The organism is Allobaculum stercoricanis DSM 13633 (assembly GCF_000384195.1).
Taxonomy (GTDB): domain Bacteria; phylum Bacillota_I; class Bacilli_A; order Erysipelotrichales; family Erysipelotrichaceae; genus Allobaculum; species Allobaculum stercoricanis.
In genome coordinates this window covers 1345532-1367050 of the sequence record NZ_KB913034.1, presented here as the reverse complement: position 1 = coordinate 1367050, position 21519 = coordinate 1345532, and the positions used below count along the sequence as shown (strand labels likewise).

13 protein-coding genes and 1 tRNA gene are annotated in these 21519 nt (G+C 37.4%); 12 read left to right on the top strand and 2 right to left on the bottom strand.

All coding sequences use genetic code 11. The annotated features are described in order from the left end of the window. Positions 1-291 precede the first annotated feature (291 nt). The 6 genes from licT (at position 292) to ALLST_RS0106290 (ending at position 8045) form a co-directional block, all read left to right on the top strand. Complete coding sequence (gene licT / locus ALLST_RS0106315; protein ID WP_019893275.1) at positions 292-1137, top strand: BglG family transcription antiterminator LicT; 846 nt, start codon at positions 292-294, stop codon at positions 1135-1137. 150 nt (positions 1138-1287) lie between these two features. Continuing rightward, the gene (locus tag ALLST_RS0106310; RefSeq protein ID WP_019893273.1) at positions 1288-3117 is read left to right on the top strand and encodes a beta-glucoside-specific PTS transporter subunit IIABC; all 1830 of its coding nucleotides are present in this window, start codon (positions 1288-1290) and stop codon (positions 3115-3117) included. Between the two features lie 112 nt (positions 3118-3229). Then, positions 3230-4717 carry a glycoside hydrolase family 1 protein gene (locus ALLST_RS0106305; protein WP_019893271.1) on the top strand — a complete coding sequence of 496 codons (1488 nt, stop codon included), beginning with the start codon at positions 3230-3232 and terminating at the stop codon, positions 4715-4717. A 104-nt stretch (positions 4718-4821) separates the two neighbouring features. Beyond that, positions 4822-6294 (top strand): family 1 glycosylhydrolase, encoded by a 1473-nt coding sequence (locus tag ALLST_RS0106300; protein WP_019893270.1) that lies wholly within the window; start codon positions 4822-4824, stop codon positions 6292-6294. A gap of 13 nt (positions 6295-6307) precedes the next feature. Then, positions 6308-7774, top strand: coding sequence for a glycoside hydrolase family 1 protein (locus ALLST_RS0106295; protein WP_019893269.1), 1467 nt, complete (start codon positions 6308-6310; stop codon positions 7772-7774). 197 nt (positions 7775-7971) lie between these two features. Further along, positions 7972-8045: transfer RNA gene (locus tag ALLST_RS0106290), tRNA-Trp, on the top strand. Between the two features lie 777 nt (positions 8046-8822). Here the strand turns inward: ALLST_RS0106290 and ALLST_RS0106285 are convergent. After that, positions 8823-10250 carry an MATE family efflux transporter gene (locus ALLST_RS0106285; protein ID WP_019893268.1) on the bottom strand — a complete coding sequence of 476 codons (1428 nt, stop codon included), beginning with the start codon at positions 10248-10250 and terminating at the stop codon, positions 8823-8825. Between the two features lie 372 nt (positions 10251-10622). Between ALLST_RS0106285 and ALLST_RS0106280 the strand changes: the two genes are divergently transcribed. The 4 genes from ALLST_RS0106280 to ALLST_RS0106265 all read left to right on the top strand — a co-directional run bounded on the left by ALLST_RS0106280 (position 10623) and on the right by ALLST_RS0106265 (position 16713). Then, entirely contained in the window at positions 10623-13190 is a 2568-nt protein-coding gene (locus ALLST_RS0106280; RefSeq protein ID WP_019893267.1) for a YfhO family protein, read from the top strand. Between the two features lie 523 nt (positions 13191-13713). Continuing rightward, positions 13714-13914 carry a hypothetical protein gene (locus tag ALLST_RS0106275; protein WP_019893266.1) on the top strand — a complete coding sequence of 67 codons (201 nt, stop codon included), beginning with the start codon at positions 13714-13716 and terminating at the stop codon, positions 13912-13914. Then, positions 13911-14969 (top strand): hypothetical protein, encoded by a 1059-nt coding sequence (locus ALLST_RS0106270; protein ID WP_156816574.1) that lies wholly within the window; start codon positions 13911-13913, stop codon positions 14967-14969. Before ALLST_RS0106275 ends, ALLST_RS0106270 begins: the two co-directional genes overlap by 4 nt. A 457-nt stretch (positions 14970-15426) precedes the next feature. Continuing rightward, positions 15427-16713, top strand: a complete 1287-nt coding sequence (locus tag ALLST_RS0106265) for an adenylosuccinate synthase (protein WP_019893264.1) — start codon at positions 15427-15429, stop codon at positions 16711-16713. 75 nt (positions 16714-16788) lie between these two features. Here the strand turns inward: ALLST_RS0106265 and ALLST_RS0106260 are convergent, their stop codons facing one another. Further along, the gene (locus ALLST_RS0106260) at positions 16789-17544 is read right to left on the bottom strand and encodes a TrmH family RNA methyltransferase (RefSeq protein ID WP_019893262.1); all 756 of its coding nucleotides are present in this window, start codon (positions 17542-17544) and stop codon (positions 16789-16791) included. Between the two features lie 497 nt (positions 17545-18041). Between ALLST_RS0106260 and pheS the strand changes: the two genes are divergently transcribed. Beyond that, positions 18042-19073: a phenylalanine--tRNA ligase subunit alpha gene (gene pheS, locus ALLST_RS0106250; RefSeq protein WP_019893261.1), complete on the top strand. Its 1032-nt coding sequence runs from the start codon at positions 18042-18044 to the stop codon at positions 19071-19073. 14 nt (positions 19074-19087) lie between these two features. After that, positions 19088-21499: a phenylalanine--tRNA ligase subunit beta gene (gene pheT / locus ALLST_RS0106245; protein WP_019893260.1), complete on the top strand. Its 2412-nt coding sequence runs from the start codon at positions 19088-19090 to the stop codon at positions 21497-21499. The last annotated feature ends 20 nt before the right edge of the window (positions 21500-21519 follow it).

Below are 21519 nucleotides of genomic sequence, written 5' to 3'. Positions count from 1 at the left end.
TTTTCTTTTGTGAAAAAAGAGATTTAAATTTTTAATCCAAAAGACAAATCCCACGCAGTTTTACTTAGAACCTTAAAAACTATACTTATAAGATTGTTTGAAATGTTGTTGACACATGTAAGCGCTTTGTGTTATTTTGTGAGTGCATCAACAGGATAGTGATTGTATCAGGATACAAGCTAAACCTACAGATAAAAACGGGATTTATAAGGGATATTTATAAGTCGTTTTTATGTGTAGGTTTTTTTATACGAAAATAGATTTTAAAGATGAGGAAAAGAGTAGATTAAGATGCGAATAAAAAAAGTCTATAACAACAACTTGGCTTCGATTTTAAGTGAAGAAGGACGCGAAGTGATCATCATGGGAAAAGGAATTGCTTTTGGCAAACGCTGTGGTGATGAAGTGGATGAATCAAAAATTGATAAACGATTCTATCAAGACGATGACAAATGGAATGATCGTTTTATCCAACTGTTAAATGATATTCCATCTGATTGTGTTGAATTTGTATCTAAAGAAATTGAATTTGCGAAAACCTCACTCAATAAAGAATTTCGCGAATCGGTTTATGTTTCATTGATGGATCATATTTACTCTTCGATTTCTCGTTATAAAGAAGGCGTGACTTTAAAAAATCCAATGTTGTGGGAAATATCGCGCTTCTATGAACCCGAATTTGAAGTAGGTCTACAAATTTTGGACATGATCAACGACAAATATGATCTACAACTTCCCCAAGATGAAGCTGGCTTTATTGCGATGCATTTAGTGGATGCGGAAATGGATGATGATTCATTAAACAATGCTTATGTAACAGTCAAGATTATCCAGGATATTACGAATATCGTTCGTCATTTCTTCCATATTGAATATGATACGAAATCTGTTTATTACTATCGATTTATTACGCATATTCGTTTTTTCGCTCAACGACTTGTTTTAAATAAGTTAAATGGCGATGCCGAAGAAAATGATTTGTTCGAGATTATTCGTCTGAAATATCCCAATGCATATGAATGTGTCAAAAAAATTGATCAATATGTTCAACAAGAATTTGGAATGCATCTTTCTCAAGATGAACAATTGTATTTGATGATTCATATTGAACGAATTGTTTATAAACAAAATAAATAGTCAAAACCTGCGAGATATCAACATACGATATTCGCTTTGTATAGATGTACTCAACTTATTTAGTCTTCAATTTGATCCGTGATGGTGACATTGAGTTGGCCAAACACAACATAATTGATGTTCATGATTGCAAAGGAGGAAAAAAAGATTATGGGCAAGTATGAACAACTCGCTAAAGACATTATCAAAAATGTCGGCGGCAAAGAAAACGTAGTCTCTTTAACACATTGTGTGACTCGACTTCGTTTCCAACTCAAGGACGAAAGTATCGCGAAAACTGACGTTCTAAAAAACATGGATGGTGTTGTGACTGTGATGCAAACAGCAGGACAATACCAAGTGGTGATTGGAAACCACGTACCGGATGTATTTAAAGACGTTTGCGAAGTTGCAGGAATTTCTGGCGGAGAAGCAACGGGCGTAAAGGTGAAAATGACTTTCGCACAAAGAGCATTAGATATCATTAGTGGAATCTTCATGCCATCAATTGGTATTTTGTGTGCTGCCGGTATTTTAAAAGGCTTTAACTCTGTCATGGATTTACTTGGCTGGATTCCAGCTGCTGGTGGCTTAGGTGTATTAATGGCTGCAGTTGCTGATGCCATGTTCTTCTTCTTCCCAGTTATTTTGGGATTTAACTCCTTTAAAAAACTAGGTGGTAACCCATTTTTAGGGATGACTTTAGGTGCTGCTTTATGTTATCCAACTTTACAAGGTGTGGATATCGACTTATTTGGTTATGTGGTGAATGCAACATATACAAGCACAATGTTGCCAATTGTATTACTAGCTTTCATTGCTGTACCACTGGAAAAATTCTTAAATAAAGTAATTCCAGATGTCATTAAAACATTCGTTGTTCCAGCGCTTGTTTTAGCAATCTGCTTCCCACTTGGCTTTGTTGTGATTGGTCCAGCTGCAAATGCACTTGGTGCAATGATCAGCCAATTCTTAACAAGTGTTTATGGCTTTAGTCCAATTGTTGCTGGCTTATTATTAGGTTTTGCTTGGCAATTATTAGTTATGGTTGGTTGCCACGTTGTTGTTATTCTACCAGTGATGATGGCATTAATGGCTGGTGAACCACAACCATTAATGTCAGTCGTTGCTTTCCCATCTTTTGTTCAAACCGGTGCAGTAATTGCAATTTGGCTTAAAACGAAAAATAAAAAACTCAAAGATATTGCCTTCCCAGCATGGATCTCCGGTATTTTTGGGGTAACCGAACCAGCAATTTATGGTGTTACTTTACCAGCAGGTAAACAATTTATCTTAACTTGTGTTGGTGCCGGAATTGTTGGTGGTCTTTCCGTTATGCTGGGTGTGACTTCGTATACAATGGCTGGTTTAGGTGTCTTCGCCATTCCCGGGGCAATTAATCCAAATGATCCAGGCAAAAGTTTAATGATGGCAGTAATCGTTGCTGTTGCAGCAGTCGTCATTGGTTTTGTGATTGCTTATCTCACTTATAAAGACACAAAAACTCCAGAATCCAAAGAAGCAGAAACAACTGCTGTAAAAGTAAAAAAAGAAACTTTAGTTTCTCCACTTTCAGGGAAAGTTATGGAACTTAAAGACGTTGAAGATGCGGCATTCTCTGGTGAACTTTTAGGTAAAGGTTTTGCAATTGATCCAACAGATGGTGAAGTAGTTGCTCCATGTGATGGAACAGTGATGACATTATTCCCAACTAAACATGCGATTGGTATCGTCTCTGATGATGGTGCAGAAATTCTCATTCATTTAGGTTTAAACACAGTTCAATTAGACGGAAAATATTTCACAGCACACGTTCAACAAGGTGATCATGTGAAAAAAGGTCAATCTTTAGTTAGCGTAGACATTGATAAAGTGAAAAAAGAAGGATATTCCATGGTCACACCAGTGATCATTACGAATACAAAAGATTATCTTGATATCGTGACAATGAAAAATGGGGAAATCACGAAAAAAGAAGATGCATTAACTGTTTTAGCTTAATGAACTTAAACATTTATATTATTTAAGTCATCTAACCAGATCTGTTTTCCAACAACTGTTTAACACGGTTTGGTTGGAAACAGATCTTTTTTATTCAATAAGGAGAATGACAATGGCAAAATTTCCAAAAGACTTTCTTTGGGGTGGGGCAACTGCTGCTAACCAATATGAAGGCGGATATAACGAAGGAAACAAAGCGCTCACGATTGCAGACGTAACGACGAGTGGATCTCATACTGAACCACGCCGGATTGGCTGGGTGATTCCGGAAACAGGCGAAACGGGTGTCTATAAAATGGAATTTGGCAAACCGGTACAATTTCCGCAAGGAGCGATTCCTTGTGTGATGGAGGGTGAATATTATCCAAGCCATCAAGCAACTGATTTCTATCATCACTATAAAGAAGATATTGCTCTAATGGCGGAAATGGGATTTAAAACATTCCGAATGTCGATTGCATGGCCAAGAATTTATCCTGATTTAGAAAGTGAACAACCTAATGAAGAAGGATTGCAGTTCTATGATGACGTATTTGATGAACTCAAAAAATACAATATTGAACCTCTTGTGACTATGGCGCACTTCGAAATCCCAATTGATTTAGTCATGAAATATGGTGGATGGGCAAATCGAAAAGTTGTAGATTTATTCGTTAAATTCTCAACGACAATCATGAATCGCTATAAAGGGAAAGTAAAATATTGGCTAACCTTTAACGAAATTAACATGATGGAACATATGCAAATTTCCACAATCGGCTTAATGCAGGTGAATGATCAATTAAAAGCAGAAGCTGCATATCATCAATTTCTAGCCAGTGCTTTGACTGTCAAAGCAGCGCGAGAAATCGATCCGGAAATGCAAGTGGGAATGATGTTAGCGTATCAACCAATTTATGGAGAAACTTGCGATCCTTATGATCAATTATTGGCACTCAAAATCGCTCAAGAACAATTTTTATGGTATGCCGATGTGCAAGTTGGAGGTCAATACCCAAACTACAAACTTAAAGAATATGAACGAAATGGTGTCCAATTAGATATTCGTGATGGCGAATTGGAATTATTAAAACAATATGCGTGTGACTTCTTATCGTTCTCTTGTTATGGAAGTGGTGTTCAAGGAACCCATGAAAATGGGGGAAAAGCTAGTGGAAATGGCTTGAGTGGACGCGTCAATCCTTATCTGGAAAGTAATGCTTGGGGATGGGCAACTGATCCGGAATGCTTACGGATCGCTTTAAATCAACTCTATGATCGCTACCACAAACCGTTATGGATTGTCGAAAACGGAATTGGTTGGGCTGATGTATTAGAAGAAGATGGTTCGGTTCATGATGACTATCGCATTTCCTATTTACAGAAAAATATCAAATCAATGCGTGATGCGATTAATCTCGATGGTATTCCTTTAATGGGTTATACGATGTGGGGATGCATTGACTTAGTTTCGGCTGGAACAGGTGAAATGAAAAAACGCTATGGATTTGTTTATGTCGATATGGATGATGAAGGAAAAGGAACGCTCAAACGGTATAAAAAAGATTCGTTTTACTGGTATAAAAAATGCATTGAAAGCGATGGCGAAGATTTAGACTAGAACGCAATGGCAATTCAAGATCGATTGTTAGTTTTATATAAAGCGGATCTTGGCGTTGTTTTATAAAAACAAAAATAGATTGCAGTCAATAGGAGGCAAAATTTATGAGTTTTCCAAAAGGTTTTTATTGGGGTGGCGCAACAGCGGCTAACCAATGTGAAGGGGCATGGAATGTTGATGGCAGAGGACCAGCTTTAACCGATGTAACGACAGGTGGATCAGTTAAAGAACCACGCTATGTGACTTATATCGATAAAGATGGTAATCCCCAAAAAATGCCATCCATGGGCGCGAAATTGCCAGAAGGTGCAAAATATGCGGTGCTTGACGATTGTTACTATCCAAACCAAGATGGTATCGACTTCTATCATCGCTATAAAGAAGATATTGCATTATTTGCGGAAATGGGATTCAACATGTTTCGAATGTCCATCTCTTGGAGCCGTTTATATCCGCAGGGCGATGAATTAGAGCCAAACCCTAAAGGCATTGAATTCTATCGCAATGTCTTTAAAGAATGCAAAAAATATAATATTGAACCATTAGTGACGATCCATCACTTCGATACACCATTGTATCTAGAAGAACATTATGGTGGATGGAAAAACCGCAAACTGATCGAATTCTATGATCGTTTTGCGAAAACTTGTTTTACTGAATATAAAGGCTTAGTGAAATATTGGCTGACCTTTAACGAAATCAACAATACGGTGATGTTCTTAGATATGTTTGGCAACAAAGCAACGGATCAAATGTATCAAGAAGCATACCAACATCTGCATTATCAGTTTGTCGCAAGTGCGCATGCTGTAAAAATGGCACATGAAATTGACCCAGATTATGTTGTGGGTTGTATGATTTGCGGAATTACATTCTATCCAGCAACTTGCGATCCGGCTGATATTTTATTGAACCGTCACACTTGGGAAAAAGGTATTTACTATTGTGGTGACGTGCAATGTAAAGGGAAATATCCAACATTCGCAAAACGTTTATGGGCTGAACACGATGTTCATTTAGATATTACTGAACAAGATTTAATCGACCTGAAAGAAGGAACCGTGGATCTGTATACATTCTCTTACTACATGTCCACTGTTGTCACAACGCATGAAGTCACTGATAAAGTATCCGGTAACTTCTCTGCTGGGGCAAGAAATCCTTATCTTGAATATTCTGATTGGGGTTGGGCACTGGATCCAAAAGGACTACGATACTATCTTGAAAAAATCTACGATCGTTATGAATTGCCAATGATGGTCGTTGAAAATGGACTTGGCGCATATGACACACTTGAAGAAGATGGCACAATCCATGACCCATATCGAATCGATTACATGAGAAAACATATCCAAGATATGGAATTGGCGATTGAAGATGGTGTTGATTTAATTGCATATACACCATGGGGTTGCATCGACTTAGTGTCTGCTGGAACGGGTGAAATGAGAAAACGATATGGCTTTATTTATGTCGATAAAGACGATGCCGGAAATGGAACATTTGATCGCTATCGCAAAGATAGTTTCTATTGGTATAAAAAAGTGATCGCATCTAATGGTGCAGACTTAGATTAATCAGGAGGAAAATATGGGCTTTCCAAAAAACTTTTTATGGGGTGGCGCCGTTGCAGCCAACCAATGTGAAGGAGCTTATTTAGAAGATGGTAAAGGATTATGTGTACCAGATATGTTATTAGGGGGAGATGTGAATACCCCTCGTACATTCTTACCCAAAAATGATCCAACTGCTTTCTATCCAAGCCATGAAGCGATTGATTTCTATCATCACTACAAAGAAGATATCGCGCTATTTGCAGAAATGGGCTTTACAGTATTCCGTTTGTCCATTAACTGGGGACGTATTTTCCCAAATGGTGATGATGAAACACCAAATGAAGCGGGATTGGCATTCTATGATTCCGTCTTTGATGAATGCAAAAAATACGGAATCGAACCACTTGTTACGCTTTGCCACTATGAAATTCCATGGAATATCGTGACGAAATATGGTGGATTTAAAAATCGCAAAGTGATCGATTTATTCGTGAAATATGCGACGACTTGCTTTAAACGTTATAAAGATAAAGTTAAATATTGGCTGACATTCAACGAAATTAACATTGGCATGATGGGTTTTGGAATGGGCGATTTATACGGTTTGGGAATGATGGATGAAGAAGATATCCATTCTGATCATCGCATTCCTTTAAATCAGTTAAAAGCGAACAGACAACAAACAATGGAAGCTTTACATAACGAATTTGTGGCTAGTGCGTTAACGGTAAAAGCGGGTCATGAAATTAATCCAGACTTCATGATTGGAAACATGATTGCGCAATCTACAGTTTATCCATTATCGCCACGCCCTGAAGATATGTTGTTAGCACAAAAAGAAGAAAGAATCCGTAACTTCTATTGTGGTGACGTGCAAGTTCGTGGGGAATATCCAAGTTATGCTTATCGTTATTTCGAAGAAAACGGAATCGATCCTTCTTTCATTACAGAAGAAGATAAGAAAATCCTTAAAGAAGGAACAGTGGACATGTATACCTTCTCTTATTACATGACAAACTGTGTTTCGATCGATCCAACTGCTGAAAAAATTGGTGGCAACATGTCCATGGGCTTGAAAAACCCATACTTAAAAGCATCTGATTGGGGATGGACGATCGATCCAAAAGGTTTACGTTATACATTAAATGAACTGCATGATCGCTATCCGAATACACCGCTGATGGTTGTTGAAAACGGCTTTGGCGCATTTGATCAAGTCGAAGAAGATGGATCTGTGCACGATAGTTATCGTATTGATTACTTCCGTGATCACATCCAGGAAATGAAAGAAGCCATCGAAGATGGCGTACCACTGATCGGTTATACGACTTGGGGTCCAATTGACTTAGTATCTGCCGGTACAGGTCAATATGCAAAACGTTATGGCTTTATTTATGTCAATCGTCATGATGATGGAACAGGGGATTTCTCGCGTTCAAGAAAAGATTCTTTTGCTTGGTATAAAAAAGTGATCGCTTCTGATGGCGAAGATTTAGACTAATCGCAAAAATTGTTACGAATCAATCAAAATGATTTAAAAAGCACTGCTCAATCTCAAAAGGAAAGCGCAGTGCTTTTTCGTGTTGTGCAAAAGATGAGGATCGATCCGCAAACAAATCCGCTCATTTGATTTTTTACAATTTTTTTAAAATAATCGTTGCATACCCAGATATTCTTTGTTAGAATAATCAAGCACTTAGGGGTATAGTTCAATGGTAGAACAACGGTCTCCAAAACCGTTGATGTGGGTTCGACTCCTGCTACCCCTGCCATGAGATGATTCAAGCACACTGACAAATGTTGGTGTGCTTTTTTTGAGTTTTAAGAAAACTGCCTCGGCTGTGGCTTGTTATCTGCAATTTGTGATTAATGAACAATTGGGGGCGATTGCTCAAGGAATATTGAGTTTAAGTTGTTGTGTTTTGATTTCATTTCTTTCATCAGATTCTTTGGATAGATGAATATCCAAATTTGCATGTGGTCTTAGCTATGTTCCCTAACTCATCTTCATTGATTTAGAAAAATATTTAGGGCATTGAGAAGGTAACGAGTGACGATCATTCTCTAATAAAGAAAATATATACATTCGAAGAGAGGCTAAAAGAAAAGGTGATCCCTGGAACAGGGATCACCAAGAGAGAAATTAAACATTACATATATAGTATAGCGATTTTTTCATGTCTTGCCACAAGAAATCAATAAATAGTAAAAAATAAGTACAACTCGCAAAGTGTAAAAGTGCAAACTAGATTTTGTATAGGAAGTACGCATAATATTAAATAGGGTTGATTTATAAAACGATCAGTCTGAAACGGTAGAAAAATGGTCCATAGTGGCTATGAGATCGAAAACAGTTCTACAGAGAGTAGGTAAAACCAGAAGAGGAGAAATCTTTGTCCTGATCTCGATGTTTATGCATACTGACATATGTGAGTCTGTTTTCTTTTGAACAAACAAAAAGCAGAGATTGATCATCCGTTCAGTACGAATGATACAAGTCTCTGCTTTTTTGTATAAAGTTTCGAATAGGATACTTGCAGATCATTGATTTAAGCTTGAGCGGCTTGTTTTTGCGCTTGGCTTTTCTTTAGGTTTTCGGCAAGTAATTTTGGAAGTTTATTTTTTGCGTATTTTACAAATACAATTGCGGTAGTTGTTGCCGCAACGATATCAGAAATCGGTTCGGCCAAGAATACACCGAATACTTTGTTTTCAACGAACATCGGTAAGATATAGATCAAAGGGATTAACAGAATAATTTTTCTGAAAATCGCTAAGAAGAGAGAAGTTTTCGCATTGCCCAAAGCGACGAATGTTTGTTGGCAAGCAATCTGCATACCAAATATGGCAACACCAGCAATATAAATGCGTAAAGACCATTCGGTGTAATCCAATAATTGGGCATCAGAACTGAAGATCATGGCAACGCTTCGTGGTGCGATTTCACAAAATGCGCAAAGGGAAATAGAGTACACTAAACAACAAACTAATAACAATTTAAATGTTTGAATAATGCGTTCTTTATTTCCGGCTCCAAAGTTATACGACAAGATGGGTTGTGCACCTTGCGTCAGTCCTGTTAAAGGAAGTAAAGCAAATTGCATAACCGAGGATAAAATGGTCATTGATCCAACCGCTAAGTCTCCTCCATAGCGCAACAGGGAAGAGTTAAACGAAATGGTTAAAACACTTTCTGTGATCTGCATAATGAATGGCGATAATCCTAAAGCTAAGCAAGGCGCCACGATATGCCATGATATTTTGAAGAACTTCGGGTTAATATGTAAATAAGAGTGTTTTGAACATAAAAACCAAAAAACAAAAGCGGCTGATACACCTTGCGAAATAATCGTCGCCAGTGCGGCTCCACGGACACCCATATTTAAGGTGAAAATGAAGATAGGGTCGAGGATGATGTTTAAAATAGCTCCGATGCAGACGGTCAACATCCCCCATTGTGAATAGCCTTGTGAGTTAATAAAGGCGTTCATTCCAAGTGCGATTTGAACAAAGATCGTTCCTAAAGCATAGATTTGAATATAAGACCAGGCATAAGGAAGAGTTGCTTCACTTGCGCCAAAGGCACTTAATAGATTAGGGCCAAATATTAAAACGCCAGCAGTTAAAACAATTGCGACGATGATGAGTAAGACAAAAGATTGGTTCATAATGCGTTCGGCAACGTTTTTGTTGTTTTGGCCTAAAAAAATGGAAGAACGAGGGGCTGAACCCATACAAATTAAGCTCGCAAAAGCAGCAATTGCGGTAATTAGAGGCATCGTTACCCCAACGCCAGTTAAAGCATCGGATCCAATATGAGGAATGTGTCCAATATACATACGGTCAACGATGTTATATAAAACATTGATGATTTGTGCCGTAATACATGGAATGGCGAGTTTGAGTAATAGTTTTCCAATTGGGGCTGAACCTAAATCAACCTTGTTATTGGTTTGATTGGCAGATTTTGTTTTCATGAATAATGTCTCCTTTCTTTTTTGTGATTCAATTCTAGATTTGTCTTATTTAAAGAATCGGGTCCAAATATGCGAAATGATTGGGCAGTCATTCGTGTTGGACGAACGAGTATTTTAACACGCGTTTTTAATCATACACTAATTTTTTTACGGTATAGAGGTTTTAAAAATAGGATTGCATTGCTCATTCTATAGATCGCAGTTTGAATAAAATGCACAAAATAGTGGAGAATAGATTTCTTTTTGAATTCAAGAATGGCGAATACGAAAAAGATTTAATAATGATGTAGGAACAACGGTGCAATCCGTTACAATAGATAAAGATTCAAATTGAAAGATTTACTTGTGAAACAATCTAGAAAGGATAAGGACATGACAACATTTCAAAAGATCTTGGATAGGATTCAATTCGTCAGTCAATCTCTTTTAAAACCTTTCTTAAAGATCAAAAATCAACAATGGCGCTCCCTTGCCCTTGCAACTGTACTGGCTAGTATTGCTTGGCTTGTGGTGTTCATTGTTGTTCCTTTAGCCCCCTTTGGCGCACATTCACTTTGTACGAATGATGGCTTTGCTCAATATATGCCGTTTCTATCGGAACTTTGGTCCGTGGTCCATGAAGAAGGAAGCTTGTTCTATACCTTTAATGGCGGACTTGGCCAGAACTTCTTTTTGACGATGGCATATTACTTATTCAGTCCGATTACGTGGTTGGTGCTTTTGTTTTCAAAATCGCAAATTCCCGCAGCAGCGAACTTGATTATTGTTTTGAAAAACATATTGGTGATTGCGATCATGGCTTGGTACTTGCCCTCAAAAAGTAAAAAGTCCTCATGGACTTTGGCTGCTAGTTGTGCACTAGCATACGGCTTTGGATTTTATTTTTTAGGCTATGCGGTCAATTTTATGTGGATGGATTGTATTGCCCTTGTCCCGCTCATGTTATATGGAATAGAACGGTTAAATACAAGAAAAGGGCGTCTCATCTATATTGTCAGCTTAGCGCTTGGCGTATTAACGAATTTTTATATGGGCGCAATCGTTTGTATTTTTCTAGCATTCTATTACTTGTTTATTCGATTATATTTTTCCAAAAAAGGAATTGTGGATTTCGGTTGGTTTGTGGCTTGTTCACTTAGCGCGGTATTCATAGCGTCCGTTGTTTTAATTCCAGTTGTTCAGGGCATGTTAATGGCGAATGCTTCAAGAATGAGTCCTCCGGACTTTGAATGGTTCAATGATGCAAAATATATTGCATCGCGCCTTCTTCCGGATGCGGAAGTGATTCGCATCTCGCATAATCGCGGAACGATGAATCTCTATATGGGCACAGCGGCTTTGATTGGAACTTTATTATTTGTGGTGAGTGGCAAGGCTTCGAAACGCTATAAGCTTGGCATCGTGTTATTGGTGAGCTTGTATTTTGTTTCTTTGCAACAAAGCTGGCTGAACTACTTATTCCATGGATTTTATTTACAACGGCAAGTCCCCAATCGCTATGGATTTGTGATTGGACTATTAGTGACATTGATGATGTATCAAGGATTGTTGAATCTAAATCGCACTAAAATGAAGTGGATCGTTTTGGCAAGTGGCTTGAGTGCGATCATCTATGGTGTTCTTTTTGTCGTTTCCGGATCAAGCACAGAGTGGTTAGGTTTTGTTTTGCCAACACTTTGTATCCTCTATGGCTTGTTGGCGATCTTCAAACATAAAGCGATCATGACGGCATTGATCGTTATAGAAAGCTATTGTGGATTAATCATGTGCGCTCCGGGAAAGTTATCGAGTAATTTTATAGAGATGGATCAATATATCAAGATGGCACATATCGGTGAAAATCTGGATGGATTTGGACGAACGGAAATCTTTTGTAGCGACATCGCGAATGCGCCAATGTTATATGGGATTCAAGGGATCTCCGCATTTAACTCGGTGATTAATCCGAAAACGGCTGGATTACTCGGAAAGTTGGGATTTGCTTCTGGGGAAAACTATTATCGAATGTATGGCTTAACGCCACTTTCGGGATTGTTTTTAGATGTGCAAAGCGTCATCACCAATACCAGTACGCATATGCCTTATCCTTATCAATTGACGCAAGTAATTGGAAATATGGCCGTGTGGCGATCGGCTTACGATATTCCGATTGGGCTTTGTTTAGAGAATAGCCAACAAACGATTGGATCGACCAATAAGTTTATGAATCTCAACCATCTTTTTGCCAATGTTTACCAAATGATTGATTTGAATGTGAGTGAAGTCACTGGACATGAATGGGTTGATCGTCAAGATGATACGTATCAAATTCAAGATTTAAAGGAAAACGAAGAGTTCTCTTTTACGCTAGACCGCTTTGAAGCGCAAAATGCTTTTGTCTATGCCAAAATGAGTGGCGCAAAGCGATTTATCGTACATAAAAATGGAACGATTTTGATCGATAATAAATATGAAGGAAATATCATCTATCTAGGTGATGTCACAATGGATGATTTGATTACAATCACAATTCAAGTGGATGAGGATCAACAAGAAGGTAAAGTTCTCGTCCAAGGAGCAACTTCTTCAAATGAATCAATTGATGCGGCGGCAAATTACTTTATTGAACATGGATTAAAAGAAGAATCCATTCGAGGCAATACAATTACAGGAACGTATTCAAGTGCTCAAGATGAAACTATGATTTTTACCATTCCTTATGATGAAGGATGGAGTGCTTATGTTGATGGTCAACAAGTCGATATTCAACCTTGGCAAAATGCTTTAGTCAGCGTGGACTTAAAAGCCGGAGATCATTCACTTCGTTTAGTCTATACCCCAGCGGGCTTGAAGACGGGCTGCTTATTGAGCGAGTTAGGGATTCTTTGTTCAATATTTGTGATTCGTGGATTTAAAAAGAAGAATAAAGTTGAACACGAAAAAGAATCACAAAATCTATAAATTATAATAATCTGACAAATCCGAGTCGTGTATATAATCATGACATTTATGATGTCATTGAGATTGAGATACTATCTATGTTTATTTTGGGCTTTTGTGCGCTTTTCTTTTGGAAGATGCAGATGATGAAATAGAGCAGATGAGTATTTTTGGTTGGTATGAACAAATCAGAAAGAATATGGAGCAAATAAAAAAAGCCAAATAATGAAGAGGTATCCAAATATGAGTAAAAAAGCGATTTAAAGTATGAAATCATTTAATGGAGTGAGAACAGATCAGTTTCATCTATGAGGAATGAGGAGAACGAGTAATGATTACAGGTGAATTAAAAAATAAAATTGATAGTTTATGGGATGTGTTTGCCGCTGGTGGCCTACCACCCCTCTAGAAGTCATCGAACAAATTAAAATTTGCGGTTAAACATGGTCATGCTGGAATAGGATACTATGATTCGGATAGTGTCATTGAAGCTAATCCAGATGTTGGAGTGAAGTTATATGCAAATAGAATAAGCACTTACTGGATGAATTGTGCAGACGGAGGCATTTATAGTATTCATGGAGCAATCAATCATGAGTATGTTATCGCTACGGATTATGTATATAATCACATCGGATATGATTATGGATTTTTACCAATCGTTTCTGATTTTTACTGTAGTGAACTTGTTAATTATGCTTGGAAAGAAGCGGGATATGATTTGCGAGGAGGAGCATTGCCTTGAACAGTAATATTGCCGATTCATTTAATGAAAGATGCCGATACATATTTGAAAGTTGCAGCAGGATGAAAAAAATATTTGTATTAGCTTTTATATTGTCGGGATGCGGAATGGATCATTCTCATTTGACGCAAACAGAAATAAAGCAATTCATTGAGTATGTCACGATCGAAAATGATTATAGTTTCTCTGATAACACAACAAAGATTAAATTTTGGAATTCAGATAAAAATTGTGTTTCTCAAGAACAATTCAATTCCAAAGGCGATCTTTCTTATGCTTATTTAGATGAACAAAATGAAAATTATTATGTTTTTGGTCCAGGCGGATTATTAAAAATCAGTATTGAAGAGTTCTCAATGAGTGAACTTTCAACAAAAGATATCAATGATATTTCTGTAGAAGATCAAGAATTATATTTTTATGAAAACATAGGTATGGCGAATGCTGATTCCCCATATGAGAGTAAAATATGTTCTCTGCAAAATGAAATGCAAATTTCATTAGATTTTCCGGTAAATGATTTTATAGCCTATAAAGACAATATATATATTTCGAATGCTAGATTGCGTCCGAATGATAAAACGAAAATAATGATATATTCACAAGGAAAATTGGTAAAGGAAATACCTGTCGAGACTGCGGGGACATTTTATGAGATCGACGATAAGATTTATTTTGCGACAACAGATTATTTGTTAGATGTAGAGAATAATAAAACATATGAGTTTTCCAACGAGAATAACGAAAAAATTATTTTCAATACTTCATATAATATGGTCTTGAATTTATTCGATGAATTGTATTTGATTAATCATGAACCAGAAGAAGACATCATATACTATGTTTCTCAGTTTGAAGAAAATTTGATTCTACAAAGACTGGATTCTCGAGAGTCTATTCGAAATGCAATCGCATATCATGATGCTTTATATTGTGTCAATGACAAGAATCAACTGTTAAAATTACACGTTAGTGGAAATGTCATATTGAACAAAGAAGTAATCGATCTAAATATGGATTCAAAAGTTAACTATGTTGGATTTGAAATAAGATAGGAGTATCAGTAAAGGATGAAGATCAAAATCGCAAATCATTGATTAGTTCTTTAGGATATTTTTAAATATTTGTGTGTTTTGTATGGATGAGTAATCGGGTGAATGATCCATCCGTCAAGTTTATGGATAAAGATCTATATTTACCCATGAATCTATTCAATTGAAGTGAAGCTATAATTTCGATTCTAATCGATAAAAGCTGCAGAATGAATATGAATTTCTGTGGCTTTTTATATGGTCAAGTGATATGATCCTTCTTTCTTGTTTGTTTGACTTCAAGTCCAACTTTATGAAGTGAAAATTTCCAATAAGGATATGCATTTTTATTGCGGTTTATGATTAAAAAGTTGAGAAGAAAAACAAACTTGCTATACTGAATTGTGGGTTTGAAAGAATCATGAAATTTAATTCATGAAGAAAGAAACTTTCAAGTTTTCAAACCATAAAGGAGAATATTATGAGCGCTCAAGTCGTAGTTGGAACCCAATGGGGTGACGAAGGGAAAGGTAAAATCGTCGACGTCCTTGCAGAACAGGCTGATATGGTCGTTCGCTTTCAGGGAGGAGACAATGCTGGTCATACAGTAGTTGTAAATGGAGTGAAACACGTTCTGCATTTACTTCCAAGTGGAGTTCTTCGTAAAGAAGCACAATGCATTATTGGACCAGGTGTCGTATGTAACCCATTTGTTTTATTAAAAGAAATGGAAACATTAAGACAAAGTGGTTTAAGCACAGATCATATTAAGATTTCTGACCGTGCACAGATTTTGATGCCTTATCACTGCTACCAGGATGAACTGGAAGAAGCAGCTGCTCAAAATAAAATTGGTACAACAAAACGAGGAATCGGGCCTTGCTACCAAGATAAATATGCTCGTCGTGGAATTCGTTTCCATGAATTTAAAAATTTTGAAACATTTGAAAAACGTTTAAGATACAGCGTTGAACAAAAGAACAAATTGTTCACAAGTGTTTATGGCGCTAAACCAATGGATGTTGAAGAAATGGTTGCGCAATTTAAAGAGATTCATGATCAAATCGTACCGATGATTATCGAAAGTACGCATGTTGTCAATCAAGCAATTAAAGAAAACAAACGAGTTCTTTTCGAAGGTGCACAAGCAGCGATGTTAGATATTAACTATGGAACTTATCCATACGTAACATCTTCTTCTCCAACTGCTGCCGGTGTAACAGTAGGTGCAGGCATTGCTCCAAGCAAGATCGATCAAGTGATCGGTGTAGTGAAAGCATATTCTACTCGTGTTGGTGAAGGACCATTCGTCACTGAACTTTTAAATGAACAAGGTGAACTGTTACGTCAACAAGGTTTCGAATATGGGGCAACAACAGGTCGTCCTAGACGTTGTGGTTGGTTAGATTTACTCGTTGTTAAACATGCTGATATGATCAACGGATTAACAGACATCGTTTTAACGAAAGTAGACGTATTAGGCGGACTGGATGAAATCAAAGTTTGCATTGGATACGAAATCGATGGCGAAGTTTATGACTATGTTCCAAGTGATCAATCCGACGTTGCGAAGGCAAAACCAGTTTATAAAGTTTTACAAGGCTGGAAAGAAGATATTTCAAAATGCAGAACTTGGGATGAATTACCAGAAGCTTGCAAATCCTATGTTGAATTTATCGAACAATTCTGCGAAATTCCTGTATCTATGATTTCTGTAGGTGCGGACCGCGAAAATAATATTTATCGTAACGATCGCGTAAGACCTTAATCAAATTAGATTTATAAAAAATGCTAGCTCAACAATTGGGCTAGCATTTTTAAATAGTGGGATGAATAAACTCAATTAGGATTTGCTTGGAAATTGGAAAGCATACATCAAAATACTGCCCGCAATTGAGGCATTGAGGGATTCGAAGCTTTGCATCTCGATATGCACAAGATCGCTACAAAGATCGAGAACCTCTTGGCGAATGCCTTGTCCTTCGTTACCGATGATGATCGCAAACTCTTCGGGAATCTTTAAATCATGAAGTTCAATGGAATCATGATGTAAAGCGGCGCCAAATACAGGCAATCGTTTCTTTAAAGTCGGAATGACTTCTAAAAGATCGGCTTCAAGTAAAGAAACATGGAACAAAGCGCCTTGTGTCGATTGAATCGTTTTTGGTCCATAAGGATCGGCACAATCTTTTGAATAAATGATTTGATCGATCCCAAAAGAGCAAGCGGAGCGAATGAGTGTTCCCATATTGCCAGGAATTTGAAGGTGATCCAAAATTAAAATTCGTTTGCCCAAGGAAAGGGAGCCATTTGTTTCTGCTTTATGCTTCATCATTTTGCATAAGCCGATATATTTTGCATCACTTTTTTGTGTAGATAATTTATTGAGGACAGCTTGAGAACAAAGCGTGACATCATCAAAATCAAAACGATCAAGATCGCTACGTTGAAAGACACGCAATAAAACACCAGCTTGTTTTGCTTCTTGTAATAAGTGTTCTCCTTCAACTAAAAACATATTTTTGGCATCACGATCTTTTTTATGGGCCAGTTTTGCGAGCTCTTTAATAGTGGAATTAGAAGTAGATTCGATGATCATATTGTTCTCCTTTCAAGATAAACATCACTATTCTATACGAAAATATAGCAAAATGCTGAGAATCTCATCACGAATGTATCGTATTCCATAGGGCAAGGAAACAAAGAGCGAAAGAAAGGCGGATCATTGGAATGTTTTTCAACATTCTCTTGAAAAATCGTCTTTTTTTCACTTTTCAAAAAGGAAAATTTGATTTGATTATTTCCTTTGTTAGAATAGCAATGTGCAATGAAGGAAACATGGCAGAAAGGCAGTTGTGTTTAGAGAGTTATTCGCATGGTGAAAGAATAACCACAACAATTCTGTGAATTCACTCCGGAGCATGGAGAAAAACTCCCCGTTTCATACGGTTATCATGATTTGAGTGTGTCTAATCAGGACGAAGCGAAATGGTACCGCGGGCGATCCCCGTTTTCGCATTCGTCCTTTTTTTTATTTTGAAAAGACATTGCCTTGAAATAGTTCAATGCTCTAAGACATAGACGAAAGGAGTTATTATGGTGAACTTTGATGAACTCAGAGCGCAGATTGCGCAAGAATTTAAAGAAGTAGAAACATTAGATGTTTTAAACGAATTACGTATTCAATATCTGGGTAAAAAAGGGAAGATCGCAGATTTGATGAAACAAATGAAAGATGTGGCCAAAGAGGAAAAACGTGAATTTGGTCAAGCGGTCAACCAATTAAAAGCAGAAACTTCTGCATTATTAGAAGAAAAGAAAAAAGAACTTGAAGCAAAAGCTTTAGAAGAAAAACTAGCAAGTGAAACAATCGATTTAACTTTGCCAGGAAGAAAACCATCTCATGGTAACCTCAACCCATTACATTTGATCGAACAAGAATTAGAAGATCTCTTTATTGGTTTGGGTTATCAAGTGATTGAAGGGGATGAAGTAGTCGATGATTTATATTGCTTCGAACGAGCAAATATTCCAAAAGATCACCCTGCCCGTGACATGCAAGATTCTTTATATTTAGATCCTGCTCATTTATTACGCACGCATACGACCGCAATTCAGATGAAGGTGTTAGAAGAACAAGCACCAAATCCAATTAAAGTTGTATGCCCAGGTAAGGTATACCGTCGTGATGATGACGATGCGACGCATTCTCATCAATTCATGCAGATGGAAGGATTAGTCATTGGACCACATGTTCCTCTGTCTGATTTAAAAGGAACTTTGGAATTCTTTGCCCGCAAAATGTTTGGACAAGAACGAGAAATCCGTTTCCGTCCATCCTTCTTCCCATTTACAGAACCAAGTGTTGAAGTTGACGTATCTTGCCACATGTGTGGTGGTAAAGGATGCTCAACTTGTAAAGGAACTGGCTGGATTGAAATTTTAGGTGCTGGTGAAGTCAATCCAAAAGTATTAGAAATGGCCGGATATGATCCAAACAAAGTGAATGGTTTCGCATTTGGAATTGGAATCGAACGCGTTGCCATGCTGAAATACGGAATCGACGACATTCGTCATTTCTATACAAATGACAAACGTTTTAATGAAACGTTTGATCGTATGGACTAAGGAGGTATCGTGTCATGAAAATTTCAAAAAAATGGCTTGAACGTTACATGGATTTAGGTCAGCGTTCCATGGATGAAATTGCGACAACTGTAACGAATGCTGGATTTGAAGTCGAAGATATCGTTCCTCTTTCTCAAGGAACAAATTTAGTGATTGGAGAAGTCTTGACTTGTAAAGATCATCCAGATTCCGATCACTTACATATCACAACAGTAAATACAGGCGATCAAGTTCGTCCAATCGTATGTGGTGCACCAAACGTTGCTGCCGGACAAAAAGTTATCGTCGCTTTACCAGGGGCAAAATTACCAGGTGGAGAAATTAAATCTGGAAAAATTCGTGGTGAAGTATCCGACGGTATGATTTGTTCTTTAGCAGAACTTGGTGTAGATAAACATACATTAAGTGAAGCACAACTGTCGGGAATTGAAGTTTTAGATCAAGATGCGCCAGTAGGACATACGGATCCACTTGGTTATTTAGGTTATGACGATACTGTATTAGATATTGGATTAACACCAAACCGTGCGGATTGCCAAGCCGCTTGGAATATGGCAAGCGAAACAGCAGCGATCTTAAATATTCCTTGCCAATTACCAGAAGTTGCAGGTGCGGCTGATATTGCAAGCGATGTGCCAACTCAATTAAAAATCGTATCCGAAACTGAAAAATGTCCTCATTTCTATGGCAAAGTCGTGAACAGTGTCACAATTAAACCATCTCCAAAATGGATGCAAGAATTATTACGTGCTTCTGGCATGAACTCGATTAATAACGTTGTCGATATTTCCAATATCGTGATGTTAGAAACAGGCCAGCCAATGCATTTCTATGACAAAAATGCATTACCACACCAAGAAATCACGGTTAAAGATAACTTAGATACAGATTACACAACTTTAGATGGAGAAACTTATCACTTACAATCTGGTGATGTGGTCATCACCAGCAATGGTCAACCAATCGGTATTGGTGGTGTAATGGGTGGCAATGACTCTAAAGTTGAAGACAATACGCAAGGGATTATTATTGAATGTGCAAGCTTCGATCACGTTTCCATTCGAAATACAGCACGTCGTTTAAACTTAAATACAGAGTCTTCGATTCGTTATCAAAAAGGAATTGAACCTTTAGCTGCGAAAAAAGCGATCGATCGCGCTGTGGATTTATTAATCCAATATGCAGATGCCAAAGACTTCGAACAAACTGTTGAATTTGGTTGTGATCATTACGAAGAAAAAACAATTACTTGCACAGTAGAACAGATAAACCATCGTTTAGGAACTGACTTTGCGAAAGAAGAAATCGTTGATGTATTTGCACGTTTAAATCTTGAACCAACTGTAGAAGGTACAACCATTACCGTTAAAGTTCCATCTACTCGCCTAGATTTAGAAGGAATGGCGGATCTTTCTGAAGAAGTGATCCGAATGATTGGTTATGATCGCTTACCTTCTACACTTCCTGTTATGGAAATGACAGAAGGAAAATTGAATCCACAACAACGTCAACGTCGTTTCATCCAGACTTTCCTTTGTGAAAATGGTCTGCAAGATGCAATTACGTATACCCTTGTTTCTTCTACTAAAAAAGAGAATGCAATTTTCTCGACTGGAGATGCATTAGAATTACCAACTCCACTTTCTGAAGAACGTCGTTATTTACGAACTTCCATTCTGCCTTCTTTATTAGAAAGTGCTGCTTATAACCATTCTCGTGGCAATAAAGGTGTGAACATGTTCGAAATCTCCGAACTGACTTCAACTCAAGGTGTCATTGAACATTTAGCAATCGTGTTAACTGGCGCAATGAACGAAACCCGTTGGTTAAAAACATCTACTCCAGCTGATTTCTATACCTTGAAAGGTTTAGTCGAAACGATTTTAGAACGATCCGGAATTAGCGAAAATCGTTTATTCTTTAAACCAAACCAAAAAGATACAACTCACTTCCACCCAGGACGTTCGGCAGAAGTATATATTGGAAAAGATCTCATCGGTTTAATGGGTGAAATTCATCCACTCTATGCTAATGAAGTCGGATTAAAACATGCAGTGATGGCGGAATTAGATCTCGATCAAATTTTAGAGACGAAAAAATCAAAAATCCGCTTTACTCCAGTTTCAAAATATCCAGCAGTTTATCGTGACTTAGCTTTCGTTGTCGAAAAAGATTTACCAGCAAGTAAAATTGTTGAAGTGATCAAACGCTCTGGAAAACTCGGTAAAGAATCGATCGTTAAAAATGTCGATGTCTTTGATGTGTACCAAGGAGAACACGTTGGAGAACATGAAAAATCAATCGCTTTAACGATGACATTCCAATCTGATGTCCAAACGTTAGACGATAAGACAATTACAACGATTTTCAACTCGATTATCGATGCGATTGTTAACCAATGCAAAGCGACATTACGTTCGGCATAAACAATCAACCAAAAAGAAAA